The organism is Priestia sp. RMT2NF4 (assembly GCF_047872835.1).
GTDB classification, from domain to species: Bacteria; Bacillota; Bacilli; order Bacillales; family Bacillaceae_H; genus Priestia; species Priestia zanthoxyli.
The window spans coordinates 226,218-248,900 of the sequence record NZ_JBLQZO010000004.1 but is presented as its reverse complement, the minus strand read 5'-3'; the positions used below and the strand labels follow the sequence as shown (position 1 = coordinate 248,900).

Genomic DNA, 22,683 nt, shown 5'->3' with positions numbered 1-22,683 from the left:
TTTTCTTTTTGTATCTTATGCTTCTTGAGCAACAGGGTATACAGATACTTTTTTACGGTCACGACCGAAACGTTCAAATTTAACGATACCGTCGATTTGAGCGAATAAAGTATCATCTCCACCACGACCTACGTTTGCACCTGGGTAAATTTTAGTACCGCGTTGACGGTATAAAATTGAACCACCAGATACGAATTGGCCATCAGCACGTTTAGCACCAAGACGTTTCGAGATTGAATCACGACCGTTTTTAGTACTACCTACTCCTTTTTTAGAAGCGAAGAATTGAAGGTCTAATCTTACTAACATGACATCCACCTCCTGTTTAGTTGTCGTTAATTTTTATATAATTACTGTAATCTAATTCGATCGTTTTCAGTGAAACAACCATACCTTCTAATAGCAATTGAATCTGTTCCAATGTGAACGAATCCACATCTTTCGGAATCTCACAACGGAGATAGCCACCATCTCCACCTTGCTCTAAGTGCGGTTCAACCCCACTTATTGAAAAGATAGCATTAATTGTTCCAAATGAAACTGCAGATGCTCCCGCACAAACAAGATCTTTTCCGTGTTCGGAAAAGTCAGCATGTCCACTCATCGTGAACCCGTCAACTTTCTTATTTGCATCACGAGAAATCGTCACCTTAATCATTTGTTATAATTACGCGTTGATAGCGTCGATTACAACTTTTGTGTAAGGTTGACGGTGACCTTGCTTACGACGATAGTTTTTCTTTGCTTTGTATTTAAATACAGTGATCTTTTTAGCGCGACCTTGTTTTTCAACTTTAGCCGTAACTGTTGCACCTTCTACGAAAGGAACACCAACTTTCACGCTGTCGCCACCTACAAATAATACTTTGTCAAAAGTAACTGTTTCGCCTTGTTCACCAGCAAGTTTTTCAACGTAGATTGCTTGACCAGCCTCTACTTTAATTTGCTTACCACCAGTTTCAATAATTGCGTACATTCTCTGCACCTCCTCTAAAAACTAAGACTCGCCATCACAGGTGTTCAAGTGAACTTAAAACCTGTTCTGAGCGGTTGTAGCACGGGTGCTACAAACCAACATATTAAATCTTACTACAAATCAAAGGTTAGTGTCAATTGGAATTCATGTTTTCTTCTAAAAATTTATATAGAAGCAGAGACCCTTTTTTGAATCTGCTCTTTCGACCCCAATTGACGCAAAACAAATGCGTTTGTATAATCATCGCTTGGCGTAAGATATACGGTTTTTTTAACCATTTTCTCTAGAGCTTTGAGAAACCCTTGAGCTTTCATTTCATTTATAACATCACTTCGCGTCTCAATCCAAATAGCCTCTTCTTCCGCGCCGCGATGTTCCCAAATTACACGTTCAATTTGAAAAGCAACCGTTTTGGAATCAATCATTTTACCGGTTCCTTCACATACTTCACAAGGCATAGTTAATGTTGACCCAATGCTATTGCGCACTTTCTTCCGCGTTAACTGCAATATGCCGAGCTCTGTAAAGCCAACTACATTCGTCCGCACTTCATCTTGTTCACATAGCTTTTTCATGTACCTTTCTACTTCTGTCCGATCTTCTTTATGAGACATATTTATAAAATCAATTAAGATCATGCCGCCTAAGTGACGTAATTGCATCTGTTTGGACAGTTCATACGCAGCTTCCATATTTGTTTGAAGCATCGTCTTTCGAATATTATCTTTTCCTGAAAACTTCCCCGTGTTCACGTCTACGACCGTCATCGCTTCCGTTTCGTCAATAACGATATAACCTCCACTTTTGAGCCACACGATTCGCTTTAAAAGCTTCTCTATTTGCCGTTCCACATTATAAAAGGAGAAAATATTTTCATTTCCTTTATAGTACTCTATTGACGAGTTAGGGTAGGCAGCTTGAAGATGTTGATATAGGTCAAAGTCATCTACTACTATCCCGTCAATTCCTTGTTGAAGTGCAGCTTGCACTCTTGTTTCGAGAAAATCTTGTCCTTTGCTGACTAGGGCAGGAGCTTTCATTCCCTGTGTCTGTCGTTCAAGGCGCTCATATTTCTTCTGTAGCTCTTTTATTTTGTGTTGGACCGCAGCTTCTGATTTTTCCTCAATCGCTGTTCGAAATAAAAAGCCTTCCATCCCCTGTTTTAACCGCTCGCCAAGCTGTTTCCACTGTTGGCGTTTTGGCTCATCTATTTTTTTGGATACAGCGACATAGTTTCCGTGCGGTAAATATACAAGCTCATCAGAAGAAAATTCAATAATACCCGTCAGCTTCGGCCCTTTTGTTCCAATGCCTTCTTTTACAACTTGAACCAATACTTTTTCTCCTTCACGAATAAAAGCAGACATCGGCTGCTGATCCTTGTGAGGATTATCTGACTGCTGATAGGATACAAGTTCATTTCGATGAATAAATCCGTTCATTGATAAACCAATATCGATAAAGGCTGCTTGCATATGCGGCAGGACTTTTACGACTTTACCCCAATATATATCACCAATAATTTGATTCTCGCTTTGTTCTTCTAAATATATTTTTTCTAGTGTTTTATCGTTTATCACGGCTATACGTTTGGAAGAAGTAGCCGCGTTAATGATACATGCCTTCACATACATTGCCTCACTTTAATCTAAATTCATAGGAAAAAGTTCGGTCAGTGCAACCGAACTTTTTTCATTCTATTCTATGTTACTAGAAATCAGTAAACTGTTACAAGTTCATCTAGTGGGCTATTTGTTCTTTTTTCTACAAAGTAAGCGTGTAAAAGTTCATTTTCATCAATTTGTACATGCTCGCCTGTTTGAGATGTAGCAATAATCATATGCTTACAACCTCTTTGGAATTTTTGCAGGACTTGATGGAGCGTCTCACTGGTTGATACACTTAGCGTTTTTAAAGCTCCAATTGGATGCTCTTTTCCATGATACCTCTCCAACAAAAAGCGCATGTAGACAAATTGCCTGCTCTTCCATTCCAAATATCCGGATATAATTAAAAATGAAATAACAATCCATAAGTGCAGCTGAAAAGGATGCATAATGACGGCGTAGATAATACCGATAGCTAAAAAAAACGTTGATAACCGGAGTGCAAGCTTATGCGCTTCTAAAAATGGTAAAGAACGACTGCACATTAAAAAAAGCAGCTTCCCTCCGTCCAATGGCCAAATGGGCAAAAGGTTAAACAGTAAAATTACTGTGCATTGAAACATAAATTGCTCATACGTTTCCAAAGACAACACATTTATTTTCATTAATAAGAAAGCAGCTCCAAACATCCAAAGATGCTGAAGAGGTCCACTTATTGTCACAATAAACTCTTCTCGAAATGGACGATTACCATGTTCATCTACTTCTGCTACTCCTCCAAAAGGTAAGAGCATAATTCTACGAATTCGCCAAGAAAAACACTGAGCCGCTACGGCGTGGCCCAGTTCATGAATAATTACAATAATAAATAACAAAAAAAGCTGCTTTACCGTAGCCGTTAAGATACCAATTACGAAAATCCCCCAAAACAATGGATGAATGTGAATTTTCATTAATAACGAAAAAGCACTATTCAAATTGAATCACCTGACTAGGATCCACAAACTTATCGCCTTTTTTAATAGCAAAATAGAACGTTCCAGCATCGCCTTTTTTACTGTTTTCCACAATTCCTACTTCTTTGCCTTTATTCACAAAATCATACATGCTAACATTGATTTTTTTGAGCTGTCCATACCAAGTTTCAGTTCCATCGGCATGTTGAATGATAACGGTATTCCCAGTATCATCACGTTTTCCTACATACCTTACAATACCTTCACTCATTGCTTCTACAACAGAATCCACTCCTGTTTGAACCGTCACGCCTTGCTTACTTTGAGCAAATGTTTCCGTTACTTTCCCTGAAGCTGGAGTAGCGTATTCTCCGCTTACACTTTGCTCCGTTTTGCTAGACTCCTTATTCGGCAGTAGCGTTAACGGCTTCCCAAACTTATCTTCATACCAAGAGGAAACAGCTGCAAACTGAAATTCTTTATCCATTGTTTGTTGAACCACCACTCTAGCCTGTTCAAAAGCAGGAGAAGCGTTCTTGAACATAATCCCTACAATTAACACTAAGCAGGCCGAAGCTAAAATTTTAAATAAAAAGCGTTCTTTTCGAAATAACGGGTGATATTCCTTTGCTGATGGTGTGTATTCAACCGCAGAATAATCCATCGATCCATATTTTTCTTCTTCACTCATTAAGGACGTATGAAGAGGTTCTTGAGGAAGACGCTTCGTTGTATTTAATTGTTTTCGCTTGCGCTCAGCAATTCGTTTACGGATTTCATCAGCACGTCGATTCATGATTCATCATTCTCCTTGTTCTTATCGTATAATCAACTATATGACTTGTCCGTGGAGCTTATGACAGCTTGACTCTACAAAATCACACAAATAAAAAAAGCTTCCTCTATCGGAAGCTTTTTAAGAACGAACACCAAAGAATCGTTTAATACGTGCAAACATTCCCTTATCTTCTTCATCTAACGATTGAAGAGGAACCGTTTCACCTAGAATACGTCTTGCAATATTACGATATGCAATTGATGCTTTGCTTGATGGATCCATGACAATTGGTTCACCGTTGTTAGAAGCACGAATAACATTTTCATCGTCAGCAACGATTCCAATTAAATCAACAGCCAGAAGCTGAGAAATTTCTTCCACGTCCAGCATGTCTCCATTTTTCATCATATGACTACGGATTCGGTTAATAACAAGTTTTGGAGATTCGATATCCTCTTGCTCCAATAATCCAATAATACGGTCAGCATCACGAACAGCTGAAACTTCCGGTGTTGTCACAACGAGTGCCTTATCAGCGCCAGCTACGGCATTCTTATAGCCTTGTTCAATACCAGCTGGGCAATCAATAACCACATAGTCATAGTCTTGCTTTAACTGAAGAACTAACTCTCGCATTTGTTCTGGTTGAACAGCTGTTTTGTCACTCGTTTGAGCAGCAGGAAGTAAGTACAAACATTCAAAACGCTTGTCCTTAATCAAGGCTTTTTGCGGTTGGCATCGACCTTCTACCACGTCTACAAGATCATAAATAATACGATTTTCAAGCCCCATTACAACATCCAAGTTGCGTAAGCCGATATCAGTGTCTACTAGACACACGCGCTTTCCAGCTAATGCTAGAGCAGTACCTAAATTGGCTGATGTCGTTGTTTTTCCAACTCCACCTTTACCAGACGTAACAACAATAGCCTCTCCCACTGTCAAATTCTCCTTTCTACCCTGGTCAAATTCGGTCTTAGATGCGGTAAAGCTTGCACGCGATCTATCACCATTTGATCATTATCATCTAAGTATGCACATTCCATTATATTCTCTTCCTTCTCACTGCGCTCTTCTTCTGATCGGGTAATGATATCAGCAATGCGCAGCTGTGAAGGTTTCATTAACGATGCAGCAATAACGGCGTTTTTATTGCCGCGATATCCTGCATGAGCAATCCCTTTTAAAGCACCTAATACAAATAAATTTCCTCCAGCTACAACGGTTCCTCCGGGATTTACGTCTCCGACTAGAAGCAAATCGCCTTCTACATGGAGAACCTGTCCTGAACGAACTACCTTTGTAACAGATACTAATTCACTTTCTTCTCTTACTCGGACTGCATCTTGCTTTAAAATAACGTTACTATCAATTTGTTTAACTACTAAATACTGATTTTCTTCTATGAGCGCCTTCAATTCGGTTTCCTGCTCTGTAGTTAAATAACGATTTCCGATTTTGACATACACTGTGACGATTTGATCGGCATCGCCATGCTTATTTGTCAAAAGCTTCGTCTTAAGTTCCGTCAAAAGCTCTGCAAATGAACATGTATCATTGAGATGCAACGTTAATCCATCTTTTGTTCCTTTAATTGTCACATTTTGTTGCTTTTGTTTATTCAAGACGCTCACCTCAACGAATATATAATTTCGACAGAGACTTACTCAATTCCTTTTTTTCGTTTCTTCAATCAGCATTTTTATCACATCACGAACGAGAAGCGTAATATATTTTCGGATCAGCGTTCATCGATAAATTTAGCGAAATATTGAAAACATCTTTGAAGCGGAAATGCAAAAATGAGTGCAAATATGGCATTTAAAATGATGGTTGCGTAAAATCGCTCTTGCAAGAAGCGACCAATGGTCATATCGGATATATTAATAATGCTATTAATTCCATATACATAAAACTCAATAATGGCTACAGCTAATAGCGACATGCAGATTACGATAAGCGTATTTTGCTGAAAAATCTTCATTAGTTTTGATACGATATAGCATACGGCCGGCAATCCAAGCGCGTATACTCCTAAGACATCCGTAAAGGCAATATCGTACATGAATCCAAGGATTACCCCATATAGCATCGCTTGCTTTGGGTGATAATACACTGCCATAAAAGCCAGTACCACTACAACAAAGTGAGGCGATAGAATCCAGTCTCGCCATGGTGATGCCATGGCGACAAAATTAACAAAGATACTTTCAAACATAAAAACGACAAGCACGAGAATAGGAAGGACAAACCGCTTCATCAGTTAGCCTCCTCCGCCCCTAAATCGTCTTCAGCAGCGGGCGCACTTCTTTTAGCTACAACTACGTTATCTAAGTCATACAAGTCAGCAGCAGGTTTGATATAAGCTTTTTTCGTTAATCCATATTCATCAGGCTCAATTTTTGTGATAACGCCAATTGGAAGATTGCTAGGAAAAATGCCGTCTTCTTGTCCTAGACCGGACGTTACTACTTTTTGCTTTTCTTTAATATCAGCATCAAAAGGAATACGACGCATAACAAGCGCCTGTTCTTTATCATCATAGCCTTCAATTAAACCAAACACTTCTTTTTTAGCCTGAATTTTAGCAGATACACGGTTTGTACGATCTGATGAACTAATTAACTGCACAGTAGATGTGAACTTAGATGCATGCTTCACTTTACCAATCAGCCCTTCAGGAGTCATAACAGCCATATTTTCCTGTACATTATGAACCGTCCCTTTATCAATGGCAATTACCTCATGCCAACGGTCTGGATTACGAGCAATAACTGTTGCTTCGATTGGATTGTATTGACTTAAATCCGTTTTTTTGTCGAGCTGTGCTCTTAATTTTTTATTTTCTTGCTGCAAAGCGTTGGCTTTCGTTTCTAATTGCATGCGTTCGTCTAAACGGGCTTTTAATACCTCGTTTTCTTCGTATGTACGCTTTAAGTCACCTACATTCTGAAAGAAACCCGCTACAAATTGTGCGGGTTCATTAAAGGTAGCCTGAACAAGACCAACCGTATCTTTGACAAACTGTTCAGGCCACGTTACATTTTTACGACCATTTAACGAAAAACCAATCAATGCCACTAATACAATAATACTGACCAATAAAATAACTAAACGTTTATTTAAGAAAAATTGTGGCACGATCTACACCTCTTAATATTTAGCGATATGAATCGCTTGTACGATTTTTAAATAAATCAATGTGTTCTAACGCTTTACCAGTTCCAATTGCAACACAGTCAAGCGGATCTTCTGCGATGACAACCGGCATATTTGTTTCTTCACTAATAACTTTATCTAAATTACGTAGCAATGCGCCACCGCCTGTTAATACAATACCGCGATCCATAATATCTGCCGCAAGTTCAGGTGGTGTTTTTTCTAATGTACTTTTTACTGAATCGACAATAGAAGCCACTGTATCTTTTAGCGCTTCTGCAATTTCTTCTGCTGAAATTTCGATTGTTTTCGGTAGACCTGTTAGTAAGTCACGTCCGCGAATTTCCATGTTTTCAATACCTTCTGGAATTCCGGCAGAACCGACTTCTACTTTTAATGCTTCTGACGTACGCTCACCGATCATTAAATTGTAATTCTTGCGAATATATTGAATAATCGCTTCATCCATCTCGTCCCCAGCGATACGGATTGACTGACATGTTACGATTCCGCCTAAAGAAATAATCGCAACTTCTGTTGTTCCTCCACCAATATCTACTACCATACTTCCCGTTGGCTCCCAAACCGGTAGATTGGCGCCGATTGCTGCAGCAAACGGTTCTTCAATTGTATACGCATCACGCGCGCCAGCCTGACGAGTCGCATCAATAACGGCACGCTTCTCAACAGCTGTAATGCCAGAAGGTACACAAACCATTACATACGGCTTACCCGCAAACAAACTTTTTGTTTTTTGAGCTTGATTGATGTAATATTTCATCATCGTCGCAGTTGTTTCGTAATCTGCAATAACTCCATCTTTCATTGGACGAAGGGCTACTACGTTCCCAGGTGTACGACCAATCATATTTTTTGCATCGTTACCTACCGCAACGATTTGTTTTGTATCAGTTTGCAAAGCCACAACAGACGGCTCACGCACAACAATTCCTTTTCCTTTTACATAAACGAGCGTATTTGCAGTACCCAAATCTATTCCAAGGTCTCTAGTACCGATTCCAAACATGTGTCTCTTCCTTTCTCTTACCAAAATGCAAAGGTAAAAATTCCATAATTCAATTTCTTCATTTCATAAGTAACATTTTTTATTTTCTATACTTTTTTCATAGATGTCAACGCCAAATATTGTATGATAAAAAGTCATACTTTGTCTATTAATAACGAATGATTGTAAAGAACTTGTCATTTAAAATCATGACTACTATTATAACCCAAGGATTTTAAAAAGCATAGCCTTACATGTATCCTTTTTCTTTTAAACTAATATATTTTCGATCTCCGATAATTAAATGATCTAACAATTCAATTCCTATGATAAATCCGCACTCTTTTAAGCGCTTCGTTACCTCTATATCTTCTCTGCTGGGAGTAGGGTCGCCGGAGGGATGATTATGAATACAAATAAGAGATGCAGCTGAACGGCGAAAGGCTTCTTTAAATACTTCTCTTGGATGGACAATAGATGAATTGAGGCTTCCGATAAAAATGGTTTGCTTGTGGAGAACTTGATTTTTCGTGTTGAGGTATAAACAGACGAAATGCTCTTGGGACAGCACGCGCATTTCTTCCATCACATAATTAGCTCCGTCTTCAGGGCCATGAATGGTATATCGCTCACTAGATTTCCGCTGTACAATCCTCTTACCTATTTCAATAGCCGCTATAATTTGAATCGCTTTTGCAGGTCCGATACCTTTAATATTCATCATTTCATCAAGCGATGCATGCTGTAAAAGTTGAAGACCTTCAAAATGCGTTAATATGCGATTGGACAGCTGAAGAACAGATTCATCTTTGGTTCCGGTGCGCAGCAAAATAGCAATAAGCTCGTGGTTAGAAAGACTAGAAGCACCCATTGCCACAAGGCGCTCTCGAGGTCTTTCATCTTGAGGAAAATCTTTAATTAGCAATGATTGATCCAATTTCGTCACTCCTTTTTAGTAGACGAAACCGTATTGTTTTAGCTCACGTATTGTTCGGGAGAGCGGCAAGCCCACCACGGAGAAATAGTCTCCTTCAATTTTTTTAACTAGCGCAGCACCGAGACCTTGAATTCCATAAGAACCAGCCTTGTCCATAGGCTCTCCTGACTCTACGTACTGTACGATTTCATCTTGTTCAATCGGCCAAAACTCTACATCAGTTTGTTCATAAAACGTATGAACTTTTGCATTTGATACGAACGCTACTCCAGTTAACACCTGATGTTTTTGACCTGACAGCATCGTAAGTGTTTCAATCGCTTCTTGTTTCGTTTTTGGCTTTCCTAAAATACGATTGCCATATACGACAACTGTATCGGCGCCTAGGACCATATCCTCTTTGTAATGCGAAGCGACGTCCACTGCTTTTTGCCTAGCTAAATCCATTACTACCTCGGACGGAGTGTATGATGGATTGACGATTTCTTCAATTGTACTAACGTGAACGGTAAAGGGAATGTGAAGCTGCTGAAGTAATTCTTTTCGACGAGGAGAGCCTGAGGCTAAAATTAATGTTTGTTTCATACATCTCACCTTTGCATTTTGATTTTAAAAAAGAAGGACACACCGTTATTTTAGCAATTTCATCTCTAAATGACAATAAACAAGTGAGGCAGCATTACACTACCTCACCTGTTAAGACGTTACAAGGCTTTCATATTGCTGAAGAGCTTTTAACACGTATCCCTGAGCAAGCCAAGCGTCTTTACTGCTTTTATTGTCTTCATATGAAGAAAGAGAAGCCGCAGCCTTTTGAAGGGTGCTCACCATGGTTTTAATGTCTTCATTTGACGCTTCTTTCTGAACTTTTGTCAGCTCTTTTTTCAAAGATTTGATATCAGCTACCCGCTCTCCCTCAATCGCTTTAACAGATTGATCTAAGAGATTAGCCATAAACGGCTGCGCTGTTGTTATAACCGTTTGATCTTTTTTCCCTAATTCGCTGGTGGGCTTAATTTCATAAGACTTTACATATACATCTTTACCTTGTTGTTTATACGTTTTACTAAGTGCCTTTGCTTTTTCTTCTCCAGTGGCAGCACCAACGACAAGAGAATAGGTTTTAGGTGAAAAAATCTCGCCTGCTTCGTTCTCTTCTTTCCATTTATCCATTGCTTTATTTGCAGCAGCTTTTGATGAAAAAGCACCTGCTTGCACAATGTAAAAGGAAAAAGGGTCTAAAGTAGAAGCAGCAGCTGACGTATCCTTCGATTCCTGTTCGCTTTTCTTTTCAGCTTTACCAACACTTTCAGTGGCAGACGCTGTTTGAGCAGCTTTTTCTTCTTTCGCTCGCTCACTTGTTTGTGCTTTTCCTACAGGCTGTTCGCTTCCTGTCATCATTTTCACACCAACCATACCAATGCCGCTGCCTATTCCGACTGCTAGCAATACAATCACAGCTGTTCGTTTGATCACACCGCCGTTTACTGTTTTAATCGAAACATTTTTAGGATGTAATCGCGGCTTTTTCTTCTTTTCATTTCTTACATCTTCAATAAACACCACTTTATTTTCTTCCACATGAGAATCTTTGGATGCCGGTTCCGGAAGAACCCACGTAAATTCGTCTTTTTCCGGCGCTTGTTCTTCCTTCTCATCCTTAGATTGACCATTGATTTTAATTGAAATTTTTCGTTCCTGCTTGTCCACTGCCCCACCGCCTTTAGTTAACGTAGTCTTAGTACCGGTTGTAAGCTGAGGTAAACCGACATAAAACATACACTTTTTTCCATGCTATCATAGAAGAAAAAAAAAATAACAAGACATTTGTCGTCTTGTTACAAAAGGTTTTCGCTATTTAGTTACAGAAATTTTAACTTTGTCGAAGACTTGAAGCTCAATAAAAATAGTTGCTAACATACCAATCTATCAATTCGTTTCCATGAAAATAAGCAGCGATTGTCCCTATAAAAATAAAAGGAACGAAAGGAATTGGTACACCTACCTTTGCCTTTTTCATTAACAATGCTCCTATACTAACGGTTCCGCCTATTAATATAGCTAAAAAAAGTGATAGCAAAACAAGCTTTACTCCAAGCACAATACCAATCAAACCATACAATTTAATATCTCCTTCTCCAAGGCCTCCTCTGCTGAGAAATGCGATTAGAAAGAGGAGAAAAAATGCGATTCCTCCTCCCATTAAAGAATCACTCCACGAAGTTAATGGAATGAAAAGACGCTCAAGAAGAAAGATAGGCAAAAAGAAAAGCAGCACCTTATTTGGGACAATCATATAGGCTATATCTGAGACAACGATAATTGTTAAAAAAGAAACAAAAGTTAATATGACAATCAGTTCTAACGTCATATTCAATTTAAAAAAAGCATATACAAATAAACTTCCTGTCGAAAATTCTACGAACGGGTAGATGAAGGAGATTTTTTTGCGACACATACTACATTTTCCTGCATTTTTAATGTAGGAGACTACGGGGATTAACTGTTGTGGAGAAAGAACGTATAAACAGTGTGGACAATGAGATCTTGGAGATAAAATAGATTTTCCCTGAGGAATTCTAAGGCCTGCTACGTTGTAAAATGAACCTAGAGTGATACCTGAAACGAATAGATAAAGGTAAATTATACTCATACGACTCCTTCCATTCCAGGGGTATAGAATACTAACTGTAGATTTTCTTTTGAATGGGGCAATGTATCTTTTCCTTTTAAATAACTGCCAATAAATGGAATGAGAAAAGCTGCTAGAAGACCTATTACGATAACCAGTATGATCACTTGCGTGAGAGAAAGTCCTTTATTCTCTTTTGACAGTTTATCCATTTCCACACCTCTCTTTTATTGATTAGTATCAAACAGCTCCTTCATTAATAAACTGAATCTTAATACCCATAAAAGTCATATTCTGTATGCCTCCTTCCTTAAAACACACCTTTTATAGGTAATAAGGATTATACCACTAAAAAACAAAAACAGCATAAAAAAACGTCTGCAAAAGCAGACGTTTTTTAATAGTAAGGAGCCATAAATAAGTAGACAATTACACCTGTAAGGCTTACATAAAGCCAGATTGGCATTGTCCATCGCACAATTTTTTTATGTTTTTCAACTTGCATTGTCCAGCCCCACACAAGTGCAAACAGTGCCAGCGGAACGATAATCGCTGCTAAGAAACTGTGTGTGATCAAAATAAAGAAGTAAATGGGACGAACAATTCCTTCTCCACCAAACGTAGCTGTTTCCGTTGAGATATAGTGGAACGTTAAATATGAAACTAAAAAGAGCAGTGTAGAAGTGAATGCCGCTAAGATAAACCCTCTATGAGCATTGATGTTTTTTCTAAAGATTGAAATCAACGCTGCAACTAAAAAAATAAACGTAAAACTATTCAAAATAGCATTTAACCGTGGAAAGATAGTCAAATCAAAACTTACTTTTCCTTGATAGCCAATATTCGAAAAGAATAGCAGTAAGATAATAACATTCGCTATCACTGAAAAGGTAAGAATAATACCGGTAAAGTTTTTATTACTTTTCGGTACAATTTTTTCATTATTCTTACTCATGTTAACAATCTCCTTATTTAGTGATGTACATGTTTATTATATATCACTTACCTAGGGGGTGAAAGTGACAATACTTTGAACTTAGTGCTTCCTTATTATTTGTATCCCTTTCTTACATTATGTTAAAAGCAGCAAGATTTCACTTGCTGCTTCTGCTCATTTGAGAAGAAAGGCCCGCACTTCTGATATAAAATACAGAGACCCTGTAATCACGACCATGTCTTGTTCACCTGTCGCCTTTTCCTTTACGTAAGCAATTGCTTTTTTCCACTCCTCGTCCATATGCTTATTACGATGAGTACTCATCTCATAAAGCTCCCCAGCTGCGCGAGCACGAGGAAAGTCAAACGACGTAAATGTAATACTTGCAGCGATTGTTTCAAGTTCTTGGACCATTCGATCAGCGCTTTTATCATTTAAGCAGCTGAAGATTAAATGAATGTTTCGATCTTCATAATGAAGGCGTAAAGTAGATAACAAGCTATCAATGCCTTCTGCATTATGAGCCCCGTCAATAATCGTTAAAGGATGCTCATTTACTATCTCAAAGCGGCCGTTCCACTTTGTATGCTGAATCCCTTTTATCATTTGCTCATTGGAGATAGAAAGCTTTTTCTTTTCTTTTAAATAACAAACGGCCATCACAGCCAAAGCTGCATTTTTAACTTGATGATAGCCAAGCATATTTAATTGCAAGTGTTCAAATATACCATACGGCGTTTTTAACGTAAAGCCTTCTCCATTTGCTAAGGGCTCATAGTTTTCAATTTTAAATTCTTTTCCTAACACAAATAACGAAGCCTGCTTCAAATTTGCCTCTTCTGTAATGACGTCAAGCGCCTTTACTTGCTCTGCACCAGTAATAATAGGGACTTCTTTTTTAATAATCCCCGCTTTTTCTGCTGCAATTTCTTCTACCGTATCACCTAGTATCGCCATGTGATCAAATCCAATGTTTGTAATAATACTCACCATAGGATTCACAACGTTTGTTGAATCATATCGTCCCCCAAGACCTGTTTCAAACACAACATAGTCAACTGAATCATGATAGCCGAAATAAAGAAAAGCCATGATTGTAATCACTTCAAATTCCGTTGCTGACCCTAAGTCCGTATGTTCTAGTCGCTCCACTACAGGCTTTACTTCCTGAACAAGAGCGGTCATTGCTTCATTTGAAATAGGCTGTCCATTCACGCTAATCCGCTCATTAAATGTTTCGATATAAGGGGAAGTAAACGTTCCAACTTTATACCCTGCTTCTTCTAACATATTTCGCAAATACGAAACAGTAGAACCTTTACCATTCGTTCCAGCAACGTGAATAGCATTTATATTTTGCTGCGGAAAATCAAGCTGCTCTAGCATCCATTCCATTCGTTCTAACCCCGGCTTGATTCCAAAGCGAAGTCTGTTATGAATCCAATCAAGCGCTTCTTCATATGTCGTTATCATCTTTTATTCACCTTTCTTTTCCATCGCTATTATTATGTAAAGAAAAAGCGTCGCTATACAAGCCACGCTTTTTCTGTTAGTTTATTAACCCATTGATTATCCGCGTAATTCAGCAATACGAGACTCAACAGCTTCACGTTTTTCAACGTAATCTTGCTCTTTTGCACGCTCTTCTTCTACTACTTTAGCAGGCGCTTTTGCAATAAAACCTTGGTTGTTTAATTTCTTTTGTACACGTTCTACTTCTTTGTTTAACTTATCGTATTCTTTTTCTAAACGGGCGATTTCTTCTTCGATATTAATTAAACCTTCAAGAGGTAAAATTAATTCTGCGCCTGTTACAACAGCAGTCATCGCTTTTTCATCTAATGAAACATCGGTTGAAATCACAAGCTCACTTGGATTACAGAAACGTTCTACATACGCACGATTCTTTTCAAGCTGACTTTGAATATTTTCATCTTTAGCTTTAATAAATAATTTTACTTGTTTGCTCATCGGCGTGTTCACTTCAGCACGAATGTTACGAACAGCACGGATAATATCTACAAGTAAACGCATATCGTTAGCAGCTTCTTTATCCGAAAGCTCAGCGCGTACTTCCGGCCATTTAGCTACTGTAATTGATTCACCTTCATGCGGCAAGCTTTGCCAAATTTCTTCAGTAATAAACGGCATGAATGGATGTAAAAGTCGCATTGTGTTATCAAGTACATAAGCTAAAATTGAGCGAGTGGTCTTTTTAGCTGCTTCATCTTCTCCGTAAAGAGGAAGTTTAGCCATTTCAATGTACCAATCGCAGAAGTCATCCCAAATAAAGTTATAAAGAATGCGTCCAACTTCACCAAATTCATATTTGTCAGCTAATTTTGTTACGTGCTCAATCGTTTCATTTAAGCGCGTTAAAATCCATTTATCCGCAACTGACTTTTCGCCTGATAAATCAAGCTCTTCAAATGTGATGCCGTCCATGTTCATTAATGCAAAACGAGAAGCATTCCAAATTTTATTTGCAAAGTTCCACGTCGCTTCGACTTTTTCAAAGCTGAAGCGTAAATCTTGTCCCGGTGAGCTTCCTGTAGATAAGAAATAGCGAAGAGAATCTGCACCGTATTTCTCAATTACTTCCATTGGATCTACGCCGTTACCAAGTGATTTACTCATCTTACGACCTTCAGCATCTCGTACAAGACCGTGAATAAGTACATCGTCAAACGGACGTTTACCCGTAAATTCAAGACCTTGGAAAATCATACGAGATACCCAGAAGAAAATAATGTCGTAGCCCGTTACAAGCACATTTGTTGGGTAGTAGCGTTTGAAATCAGCTGCATCCACATCCGGCCAGCCCATTGTTGAGAACGGCCATAGCGCTGAACTGAACCATGTGTCTAATACATCTGAATCCTGTTCCCAGTTTTCGATATCTGCTGGAGCCTCATGATCTACGTATACTTCTCCAGTTTCTTTATGATACCAAGCTGGAATGCGATGTCCCCACCAAAGCTGACGCGAAATACACCAGTCGCGAATATTTTCCATCCAGTGTAAGTATGTCTTTTCAAAACGATCAGGCACAAAGTTTACTTTTTCTTCTTGTTTTTGAAGATCTACTGCTTTATCTGCTAACGGCTGCATTTTTACAAACCACTGAGTTGATAAATAAGGTTCAACAACGGCACCGCTTCGTTCACTGTGACCTACTGAATGCATGTGGTCTTCAATGTTGAACAATACGCCGTCTTCTTGAAGGTCTTTAACAATTTGCTTACGGCAAGCAAAACGATCCATTCCTTCATATTTACCTGCTTTGTCATTCATCGTGCCGTCTTGATTCATCACTAAAATACGCTCTAAATTATGACGGTTTCCAATTTCAAAATCGTTCGGGTCATGAGCAGGCGTAATTTTTACCGCACCAGAACCGAATTCCATATCTACATAATCATCGCCTACGATTGGAATTTCACGACCTACAATCGGAAGGACAACCTTTTTGCCGATTAAGTGCTTATAGCGATCATCTTCAGGGTGAACAGCTACAGCCGTATCTCCTAGCATTGTTTCAGGACGAGTTGTTGCGATTTCAATATGTCCAGAACCATCTGCCAACGGATAGCGCATATGATAAAACGCACCTTGTACATCTTTGTAAATAACCTCGATGTCTGAAAGAGCTGTTTTTGTAGCTGGATCCCAGTTAATAATATATTCTCCGCGATAGATTAACCCTTTTTTGTAAAGCGTTACGAATACTTCGCGCACTGCTTTAGAAAGGCCTTCATCAAGCGTGAAGCGCTCGCGTGAATAGTCTAAGCCAAGTCCTAGCTTCGACCACTGCTGGCGAATAAAGCTTGCATATTCTTCTTTCCATTTCCACGTTTCGGCTACAAAATTTTCGCGGCCTAGATCGTAGCGGCTTTTCCCTTCGCTGCGAAGCTTTTCTTCTACTTTTGCCTGCGTTGCAATCCCCGCATGGTCCATGCCGGGAAGCCATAAAACGTCATAGCCTTGCATGCGCTTCATACGCGTTAAGATGTCTTGTAACGTTGTATCCCAAGCGTGGCCTAAATGCAGCTTGCCCGTTACGTTTGGGGGTGGAATTACAATTGTATATGGCTCTTTTTCAGGGTTATTTGTTGCTTCAAAAAACTTCCCGTCTAACCAATACTGATAACGATTTTCTTCAACGGCTTTTGGATCATACTTCGTTGGAAGAGTCACTTCTTTTTCAGACATAATGTATACCTCCATAATATAAAGTTTCAGTCTTTAGAAACTGTGTAAAGCTTTTATAAACATAAAAAAACTCCTTTCCTAATAAAAGGACGAAAGGAGTTGATTTCGCGGTACCACCTTTTTTTATAGACGTATCCCGTTTGATAAGCCTATACACTTCATTTCATAACGGTTGATTAACCGGCTTTTTCTACTGAGCTATGCAGCTGTTCAAAAAAGCTACTCATAGGCGACATTCCGAGTGCACATTCTTAAGAAATCTCACAGCAGCTGATTTCTCTCTCTGAAAGACGAACATCCCGTACTCTTCCTATTCACTGTATTTATGTATGAATTTCTCTTAATTATACTATATGAAAAAATGTTGAATCGTCAATAATCTTCTCCATTTTTTTATGATTATATTCATAATTTTTTTGTTCTGCTCTTTATTTTTTCATTCACTCGCTAATTTTGGAAATAAAATGAAAAGTCCGCTCAAAAAAATGGCACCATTTCTTTCTTTTTTCATATACTTACTTTAACCTGGGCACGTGGATTGAAAGGGGCATGTACAAATGAAGAAACGAATAAATGTAAATTCGTATCAGCTGCAGCGGTGGCTCAAAACAGCAGGAGCGGCTTGTGGACAGTTTATTGTTCCTTTAACAATTTTTCAAGGTATACGTACACTATTCTTCCCCACAACCTTTGATGTACTGTTGTTGGCACTTCTTGCCATACTAGCGGTTGCTTTATATTCGGACTGGATTTAAAAACCCAAGCGCTATTCGTTCGCTTGGGCTTGTGCAGCTGCTTCCGCTGCCATTTTTTTTTGCTGATCTACTTCAAATATTTTAATATTGAGCTGTTCAATGTTTTTCGTCAGCCAGTATGCTCGAATAAATGACTGCATATGTTCAAGCTCCGTTTTACTTTCTTTATGCTGCCTATATTGAACGATACACTGATACAAGGGTTCTGGAAACGCTAAATAACTGTGCAAAAGCAGTCTTTCCTCTTCTCTGAGAGCAAAATGTTTTTCATACGTACTAAACCACTCATAGCTGTCATAGGTAGTTACTGGGTACGTGCGAAGAGTACGGAAATAAAATGAGACCAAATCATAAATCGGTGAAGCATCTTTTGCATGTTCAAAGTTAATAAAAAAACCATTTCCCCGTTCGTCATAGATAAAATGTTTAGCCGATAGCTTTCCATGAGACGTAACTAGCCGGATCTTTTCCTTTTCTTCCATTTCATCGTTCCACTGATCGAGCTTTCCAAAACCAAACTCAAGCGCTCTTGTCATTTCATAATAAAATGTACAGTAATGCAATTCAAACGGGGACATATACACTTTCTTCTCGCATTCTACTACGTACTGCTTCAGCTCTTCCTGACGTTTTTCCCACGTTTCTTTCATCGATGTATAATGATTTTCTATATCTTCTTTTTTTACTTCTACTTCCTGCGCCGAAGCACCGTGAAGCTTAGCAAGCTCTTGAAATAATTTATGATATCGAATATCACGCTCTTCGGTTGGGTTATTTGGGAGCCACGGCATTAAGTAATACGAGCCGCTTTCATCTGAAACAATGGGCTGAGAACGCTTCGTTTGATAAATAGGGACAAAGCCCATCCACCCTTTTTGATACACGTTCTGCAACTTTTGAATGAAGTTCTGATTTCGCTCTTGATGATTCGCCATTTCTTTAAGCGCAAATACGCCAGTTTTTGTATAGACTTTTTTTACTTTTCCGTAGTCTTCGATAAAGTCAACATCTAAGTCATATTCTTTTAACAATACTTTGTAGTCTGCTACTGTCCGCTGCATCTATATTCTCCTTCCTCGTAAAAAATAAAGAAAACAGTTAAGACATTATATGCGTCAAAACTGTTTTCTTTCCGACTTTAACGAACGGGAATATTTAAGATGCTTCCTTCTTCCAGCTCATATTCATCTCCTAAATTATTCACTCGTAAAATGTTTTGTACATTCGTATTATAGCGGTTTGCTATCGTATCAAGCGAATCTCCGTCTTGAACAATACAAAGCTTCCACGTTGAAAAAGCTTCTTCTTCCCGCGAAAAGAGCTTTGTTAAATAAAGGGCGTTTTCATTTCGGCCGCTTTCATTTTCTTCTTTCCGAAATTCAACAATAATCTTTTCCTTTTCTTGCTCAGCCTCTTGTTGAACGTCAGCATACGTATTTAATTCACTAGCTTGCGATTCTTCGAAGCTTTCTTGCTCTTGACGAAGCTGAAAGAGCTCAATCACGTTGTCTTCTCTTTCTTCCTCGATTGGTGCCTCTTTTTTCACTTCGACTTCAAATGGTTCATATGCTTCCTCTTCATATTCCACGACCGGCTCAGCACGAGATTCTTTTTTAAATACAGATGAAAAATAACTAGGAGGCTTTTCTGAATGATCTTCTTCAATAGCCTCTGCCTCTAAAAGTGCGGGAGCTTCACGATAGCTTACGTCAAACTCTTGCTCCTCTTGTTTCTCTTCTTCTTGAGCAAAGTTTTCAGTATATACCTCTTCAGCATCGTCTGCTTCTTCATAGGAGACGATGTGCTGTTCTTCCGCAAACTCTTCCTCTTCTTCTCGTTCTTGTTCTTCATGCTGTTCCCCGTACAATCCTGTGATGGACAAGTCAGCCATTAGCTGCAGCTGATTTGTGCCTGGTAATTCATAATCAAATAAATCAATAGATACATATACATCTTCAATACTTTGAATACGATTTTTAGGAATGGTAATATCAACAGGAAATTGATGTGATAATTCAGCCGTTCCGTCTTCACGGACAGAGATAGATTGCACTTGATTCTCATTTGTATATTCGCGTAACGAGTGCTCTCCCTCGTACGTTTCGTATTCACCTGTTAATTGTAATGCTCCTCGAATAGACACATATTGGTCATATTCTTGAATAGATACTTGAGGCTCTAAGGAGATAGACAAAAGTTGTGAGACTTCCTGTCCTTTTTGAAACCATACTGATTCTTCTACGGAAAAACGCAGACATGATAAATTATCCTGCGACAAATTGTTCTCCCCCTTCCAACACCCGCCAGGTAATAGCGCGGTCATTAAAGATGTATGAACAAATAAATTAAAATATGTCTTGAAAACTAAAAAAGCTTACGGAATCCTCCGTAAGCTTCTTTATAAAAGTTATTTCTATTTAGCTGTTTATCCACGCAACTTTGAAAAAGCTTTTTCAGCTGCTGCAATTGTATGTTCAATGTCTGCATCTGTATGAGAAGTTGATAAAAACATTCCTTCGAATTGAGAAGGAGGTAAAAACACGCCTTCATTAGCCATTTGACGATAGTAAGCTGCAAAATAATCTAAATTCGATGTTTTCGCTGTTTCGTAATTTATGACCTGTTCGTTTGTGAAGAAGAAACCGATCATTGAACCAGCTCGGTTTACGGTAAACGGCACATCATATTTTTCAGCTGCTGCCATCAATCCTTCTTCTAAGCGATCTGCTTTACGAATGAACTCATCGTAGGATTGAGGTGTCAGCTGTGTTAATGTCTCGTATCCAGCTGTCATCGCAAGCGGATTACCTGATAATGTACCTGCTTGATAAATCGGGCCGCTTGGTGCAACTCGCTCCATAATTTCAGCTTTACCACCGTAAGCACCTACTGGTAAACCACCACCGATTACTTTTCCTAAGCAAGTTAAGTCAGGCGTAATGTTGTAGTAGCCCTGTGCACAGTTGTACGCTACGCGGAACCCTGTCATTACTTCATCAAAAATGAGCAGTGAGCCATATTCTGATGTGATATCACGAAGCCCTTGTAAGAAACCGGGCTGAGGTGGTACCACACCCATATTTCCTGCTACCGGTTCAACGATTACTCCGGCAATGTCATCTCCGAATTCTTTAAAAGCATATTGTACGCTTTCTAAATCATTGTACGGCACTGTAATCGTGTTTTTAGCGATTCCTTCAGGCACTCCCGGGCTATCTGGTAGGCCTAACGTTGCAACGCCTGAGCCAGCTTTAATGAGAAGAGAGTCACCGTGTCCATGGTAACAGCCTTCAAATTTTAAAATTTTGTTGCGGCCCGTATAGCCACGCGCTAAACGCAGTGCGCTCATCGTTGCTTCCGTACCTGAACTCACCATACGGACGATTTCGATTGAAGGAACGCGCTCAATCACAACTTTAGCGAGCTCATTTTCAATTAATGTTGGTGCACCAAAGCTTGTACCAGATTCCGTTACTTTTTTTACTGCTTCAACTACTTGATCGTTGGAATGTCCGTGAATTAAAGGTCCCCATGATAAGACGTAGTCAATATATTTGTTGCCGTCAATATCGTAAATCGTAGCGCCTTTTCCTCGTTCCATAAAAATAGGATCCATATCTACTGATTTAAATGCACGAACAGGACTGTTTACTCCACCCGGCATTAGTTGCTGCGCTTCTAAAAAAGCTGCTTTTGACTTTTCATAACTTCTCATGTGTAAGCCTCCTTAATTACTTGTCAGATAACCAGCGTGCTGCGTCTTTAGCATGATACGTTACAATTAAATCCGCTCCTGCACGCTTCATGCTAATTAATTTTTCAAGAACAATCTCTTTTTCATTTACCCAGCCGTTTTGAGCTGCCGCTTTAATCATTGAATATTCACCGCTCACATTATAAGCCACTACAGGTAAATTAAACGTATTTTTAACATCGCGCATAATATCTAAATATGATAGAGCTGGTTTTACAATTAAGAAATCTGCTCCTTCTTCGACATCAGATTCCGCTTCTCGAAGTGCCTCTAAGCGATTAGCTGGGTCCATTTGATATGTTTTACGGTCTCCAAATTGAGGAGAAGAATGCGCTGCATCACGGAATGGTCCGTAAAAAGCAGATGCATATTTAACAGCATAAGACATCACCGGCACATCTTCAAATCCAGCTTCGTCTAGACCGTGGCGAATAGCTGCCACGAAACCGTCCATCATGTTTGAAGGCGCAATAATATCCGCTCCTGCTTTAGCTTGACTAACCGCTGTACGCGCTAATAAGTCAAGGCTAGGATCGTTTAAGATTTTTCCGTCTTCAATTACACCACAGTGGCCATGATCTGTGTATTGACACAAGCATGTATCTGCGATAACAACAAAATCTGGAAAATTTTCTTTAATTTGACGAATACCTTTTTGGACAATTCCGTGGTCATGGTATGCCTGTGAGCCGACCGCATCTTTTTCAGCGGGAACACCAAATACCATAGCTGACTTGATTCCTAAATCGACTAATTCTTGGATTTCATCATTCAAGTAGTCTAAAGAAATTTGATCCACACCTGGCATTGATTTTACAGCATTTCTTTTTTGTTCACCTTCTACAATAAAAATAGGATATATAAAGTCTTCCGGATGTAAATGTGTTTCACGTACAAGCGCACGCATATTTACAGAATTACGAAGACGACGATGACGTGTAAATTGTAAATCTTTCATGTTAAAATCCTCCTTT

24 protein-coding genes and 2 other annotated features are annotated in these 22,683 nt (G+C 39.0%); of the genes, 1 reads left to right on the top strand and 23 read right to left on the bottom strand.

Annotated elements, in window-relative coordinates:
- Positions 1-15: 15 nt before the first annotated feature.
- The 19 genes from rpmA to ACMX9J_RS18700 all read right to left on the bottom strand — a co-directional run bounded on the left by rpmA (position 16) and on the right by ACMX9J_RS18700 (position 17,200).
- A complete protein-coding gene (gene rpmA, locus ACMX9J_RS18790) occupies positions 16-309 on the bottom strand; it encodes a 50S ribosomal protein L27 (RefSeq protein WP_013059335.1) in 294 nt (97 codons plus the stop codon).
- Positions 310-325: 16 nt separating this feature from the next.
- Positions 326-658 (bottom strand): ribosomal-processing cysteine protease Prp, encoded by a 333-nt coding sequence (locus ACMX9J_RS18785; protein WP_013059336.1) that lies wholly within the window; start codon positions 656-658, stop codon positions 326-328.
- A gap of 9 nt (positions 659-667) precedes the next feature.
- Complete coding sequence (gene rplU, locus ACMX9J_RS18780; RefSeq protein ID WP_013059337.1) at positions 668-976, bottom strand: 50S ribosomal protein L21; 309 nt, start codon at positions 974-976, stop codon at positions 668-670.
- 14 nt (positions 977-990) lie between these two features.
- Positions 991-1,062: a sequence feature (ribosomal protein L21 leader region), on the bottom strand.
- A gap of 78 nt (positions 1,063-1,140) precedes the next feature.
- Positions 1,141-2,610: an Rne/Rng family ribonuclease gene (locus ACMX9J_RS18775; protein WP_416226092.1), complete on the bottom strand. Its 1,470-nt coding sequence runs from the start codon at positions 2,608-2,610 to the stop codon at positions 1,141-1,143.
- Between the two features lie 83 nt (positions 2,611-2,693).
- Complete coding sequence (locus ACMX9J_RS18770) at positions 2,694-3,560, bottom strand: M50 family metallopeptidase (protein ID WP_033579652.1); 867 nt, start codon at positions 3,558-3,560, stop codon at positions 2,694-2,696.
- Entirely contained in the window at positions 3,553-4,335 is a 783-nt protein-coding gene (locus tag ACMX9J_RS18765) for a M23 family metallopeptidase (RefSeq protein ID WP_028411716.1), read from the bottom strand. Before ACMX9J_RS18765 ends, ACMX9J_RS18770 begins: the two co-directional genes overlap by 8 nt.
- Positions 4,336-4,455: 120 nt before the next feature.
- Positions 4,456-5,256 (bottom strand): septum site-determining protein MinD, encoded by an 801-nt coding sequence (gene minD / locus ACMX9J_RS18760; RefSeq protein ID WP_013059341.1) that lies wholly within the window; start codon positions 5,254-5,256, stop codon positions 4,456-4,458.
- A gap of 2 nt (positions 5,257-5,258) precedes the next feature.
- Complete coding sequence (gene minC, locus ACMX9J_RS18755; RefSeq protein ID WP_028411717.1) at positions 5,259-5,942, bottom strand: septum site-determining protein MinC; 684 nt, start codon at positions 5,940-5,942, stop codon at positions 5,259-5,261.
- Between the two features lie 116 nt (positions 5,943-6,058).
- Positions 6,059-6,577, bottom strand: a complete 519-nt coding sequence (gene mreD, locus ACMX9J_RS18750; RefSeq protein ID WP_014458115.1) for a rod shape-determining protein MreD — start codon at positions 6,575-6,577, stop codon at positions 6,059-6,061.
- On the bottom strand, positions 6,577-7,458 hold the full coding sequence (gene mreC, locus ACMX9J_RS18745) for a rod shape-determining protein MreC (RefSeq protein WP_013059344.1): 882 nt from the start codon (positions 7,456-7,458) through the stop codon (positions 6,577-6,579). Before mreC ends, mreD begins: the two co-directional genes overlap by 1 nt.
- Positions 7,459-7,477: 19 nt before the next feature.
- The gene (locus tag ACMX9J_RS18740) at positions 7,478-8,503 is read right to left on the bottom strand and encodes a rod shape-determining protein (protein ID WP_013059345.1); all 1,026 of its coding nucleotides are present in this window, start codon (positions 8,501-8,503) and stop codon (positions 7,478-7,480) included.
- Positions 8,504-8,732: 229 nt separating this feature from the next.
- Positions 8,733-9,419 (bottom strand): RadC family protein, encoded by a 687-nt coding sequence (gene radC / locus ACMX9J_RS18735; RefSeq protein WP_028411718.1) that lies wholly within the window; start codon positions 9,417-9,419, stop codon positions 8,733-8,735.
- 15 nt (positions 9,420-9,434) lie between these two features.
- Entirely contained in the window at positions 9,435-10,004 is a 570-nt protein-coding gene (locus ACMX9J_RS18730; protein ID WP_033579650.1) for a Maf family protein, read from the bottom strand.
- Positions 10,005-10,115: 111 nt separating this feature from the next.
- The gene (locus tag ACMX9J_RS18725) at positions 10,116-11,198 is read right to left on the bottom strand and encodes an SPOR domain-containing protein (RefSeq protein WP_416226091.1); all 1,083 of its coding nucleotides are present in this window, start codon (positions 11,196-11,198) and stop codon (positions 10,116-10,118) included.
- A 118-nt stretch (positions 11,199-11,316) separates the two neighbouring features.
- Positions 11,317-12,072 (bottom strand): prepilin peptidase, encoded by a 756-nt coding sequence (locus ACMX9J_RS18720; protein WP_047749804.1) that lies wholly within the window; start codon positions 12,070-12,072, stop codon positions 11,317-11,319.
- A complete protein-coding gene (locus tag ACMX9J_RS18715) occupies positions 12,069-12,263 on the bottom strand; it encodes a hypothetical protein (RefSeq protein ID WP_047749803.1) in 195 nt (64 codons plus the stop codon). The genes ACMX9J_RS18720 and ACMX9J_RS18715 overlap by 4 nt, the downstream gene beginning before the upstream one ends.
- Positions 12,264-12,448: 185 nt before the next feature.
- Entirely contained in the window at positions 12,449-13,006 is a 558-nt protein-coding gene (locus tag ACMX9J_RS18710; RefSeq protein WP_028411723.1) for a DUF420 domain-containing protein, read from the bottom strand.
- Between the two features lie 156 nt (positions 13,007-13,162).
- The gene (locus ACMX9J_RS18705) at positions 13,163-14,461 is read right to left on the bottom strand and encodes a bifunctional folylpolyglutamate synthase/dihydrofolate synthase (RefSeq protein WP_047749802.1); all 1,299 of its coding nucleotides are present in this window, start codon (positions 14,459-14,461) and stop codon (positions 13,163-13,165) included.
- A 96-nt stretch (positions 14,462-14,557) separates the two neighbouring features.
- Positions 14,558-17,200, bottom strand: a complete 2,643-nt coding sequence (locus ACMX9J_RS18700; protein WP_416226090.1) for a valine--tRNA ligase — start codon at positions 17,198-17,200, stop codon at positions 14,558-14,560.
- Positions 17,201-17,282: 82 nt separating this feature from the next.
- Positions 17,283-17,527 (bottom strand) — a binding site (T-box leader).
- Positions 17,528-17,757: 230 nt separating this feature from the next.
- On the opposite strand from ACMX9J_RS18700, the gene ACMX9J_RS18695 reads away from it, so the two are divergent.
- On the top strand, positions 17,758-17,955 hold the full coding sequence (locus tag ACMX9J_RS18695; protein WP_013059354.1) for a hypothetical protein: 198 nt from the start codon (positions 17,758-17,760) through the stop codon (positions 17,953-17,955).
- An 11-nt stretch (positions 17,956-17,966) separates the two neighbouring features.
- On the opposite strand, the gene ysxE is transcribed toward ACMX9J_RS18695, so the two are convergent.
- The 4 genes from ysxE to hemB all read right to left on the bottom strand — a co-directional run bounded on the left by ysxE (position 17,967) and on the right by hemB (position 22,667).
- On the bottom strand, positions 17,967-19,016 hold the full coding sequence (gene ysxE, locus ACMX9J_RS18690) for a spore coat protein YsxE (RefSeq protein ID WP_013085128.1): 1,050 nt from the start codon (positions 19,014-19,016) through the stop codon (positions 17,967-17,969).
- 77 nt (positions 19,017-19,093) lie between these two features.
- Positions 19,094-20,233, bottom strand: coding sequence for a stage VI sporulation protein D (gene spoVID, locus ACMX9J_RS18685; RefSeq protein ID WP_028411727.1), 1,140 nt, complete (start codon positions 20,231-20,233; stop codon positions 19,094-19,096).
- A 147-nt stretch (positions 20,234-20,380) separates the two neighbouring features.
- Positions 20,381-21,670, bottom strand: a complete 1,290-nt coding sequence (hemL, locus tag ACMX9J_RS18680) for a glutamate-1-semialdehyde 2,1-aminomutase (RefSeq protein WP_416226089.1) — start codon at positions 21,668-21,670, stop codon at positions 20,381-20,383.
- 16 nt (positions 21,671-21,686) lie between these two features.
- Positions 21,687-22,667, bottom strand: coding sequence for a porphobilinogen synthase (hemB, locus tag ACMX9J_RS18675; RefSeq protein WP_014458109.1), 981 nt, complete (start codon positions 22,665-22,667; stop codon positions 21,687-21,689).
- Positions 22,668-22,683: the final 16 nt, after the last annotated feature.

What these genes read in the sequence shown, in the direction of transcription:
- ACMX9J_RS18715 (WP_047749803.1), bottom strand. Translation starts at nt 12,263, where the DNA reads ATGGATAAACTGTCAAAAGAGAATAAAGGACTTTCTCTCACGCAAGTG.
- ACMX9J_RS18705 (WP_047749802.1), bottom strand. Translation starts at nt 14,461, where the DNA reads ATGATAACGACATATGAAGAAGCGCTTGATTGGATTCATAACAGACTT.
- mreD (WP_014458115.1), bottom strand. Translation starts at nt 6,577, where the DNA reads ATGAAGCGGTTTGTCCTTCCTATTCTCGTGCTTGTCGTTTTTATGTTT.
- ACMX9J_RS18725 (WP_416226091.1), bottom strand. Translation starts at nt 11,198, where the DNA reads ATGTTTTATGTCGGTTTACCTCAGCTTACAACCGGTACTAAGACTACG.
- ACMX9J_RS18765 (WP_028411716.1), bottom strand. Translation starts at nt 4,335, where the DNA reads ATGAATCGACGTGCTGATGAAATCCGTAAACGAATTGCTGAGCGCAAG.
- ACMX9J_RS18785 (WP_013059336.1), bottom strand. Translation starts at nt 658, where the DNA reads ATGATTAAGGTGACGATTTCTCGTGATGCAAATAAGAAAGTTGACGGG.
- ACMX9J_RS18710 (WP_028411723.1), bottom strand. Translation starts at nt 13,006, where the DNA reads ATGAGTAAGAATAATGAAAAAATTGTACCGAAAAGTAATAAAAACTTT.
- ACMX9J_RS18775 (WP_416226092.1), bottom strand. Translation starts at nt 2,610, where the DNA reads ATGTATGTGAAGGCATGTATCATTAACGCGGCTACTTCTTCCAAACGT.
- ysxE (WP_013085128.1), bottom strand. Translation starts at nt 19,016, where the DNA reads ATGCAGCGGACAGTAGCAGACTACAAAGTATTGTTAAAAGAATATGAC.
- ACMX9J_RS18730 (WP_033579650.1), bottom strand. Translation starts at nt 10,004, where the DNA reads ATGAAACAAACATTAATTTTAGCCTCAGGCTCTCCTCGTCGAAAAGAA.
- hemB (WP_014458109.1), bottom strand. Translation starts at nt 22,667, where the DNA reads ATGAAAGATTTACAATTTACACGTCATCGTCGTCTTCGTAATTCTGTA.
- ACMX9J_RS18700 (WP_416226090.1), bottom strand. Translation starts at nt 17,200, where the DNA reads ATGTCTGAAAAAGAAGTGACTCTTCCAACGAAGTATGATCCAAAAGCC.
- ACMX9J_RS18740 (WP_013059345.1), bottom strand. Translation starts at nt 8,503, where the DNA reads ATGTTTGGAATCGGTACTAGAGACCTTGGAATAGATTTGGGTACTGCA.
- ACMX9J_RS18720 (WP_047749804.1), bottom strand. Translation starts at nt 12,072, where the DNA reads ATGAGTATAATTTACCTTTATCTATTCGTTTCAGGTATCACTCTAGGT.
- ACMX9J_RS18695 (WP_013059354.1), top strand. Translation starts at nt 17,758, where the DNA reads ATGAAGAAACGAATAAATGTAAATTCGTATCAGCTGCAGCGGTGGCTC.
- rpmA (WP_013059335.1), bottom strand. Translation starts at nt 309, where the DNA reads ATGTTAGTAAGATTAGACCTTCAATTCTTCGCTTCTAAAAAAGGAGTA.
- rplU (WP_013059337.1), bottom strand. Translation starts at nt 976, where the DNA reads ATGTACGCAATTATTGAAACTGGTGGTAAGCAAATTAAAGTAGAGGCT.
- hemL (WP_416226089.1), bottom strand. Translation starts at nt 21,670, where the DNA reads ATGAGAAGTTATGAAAAGTCAAAAGCAGCTTTTTTAGAAGCGCAGCAA.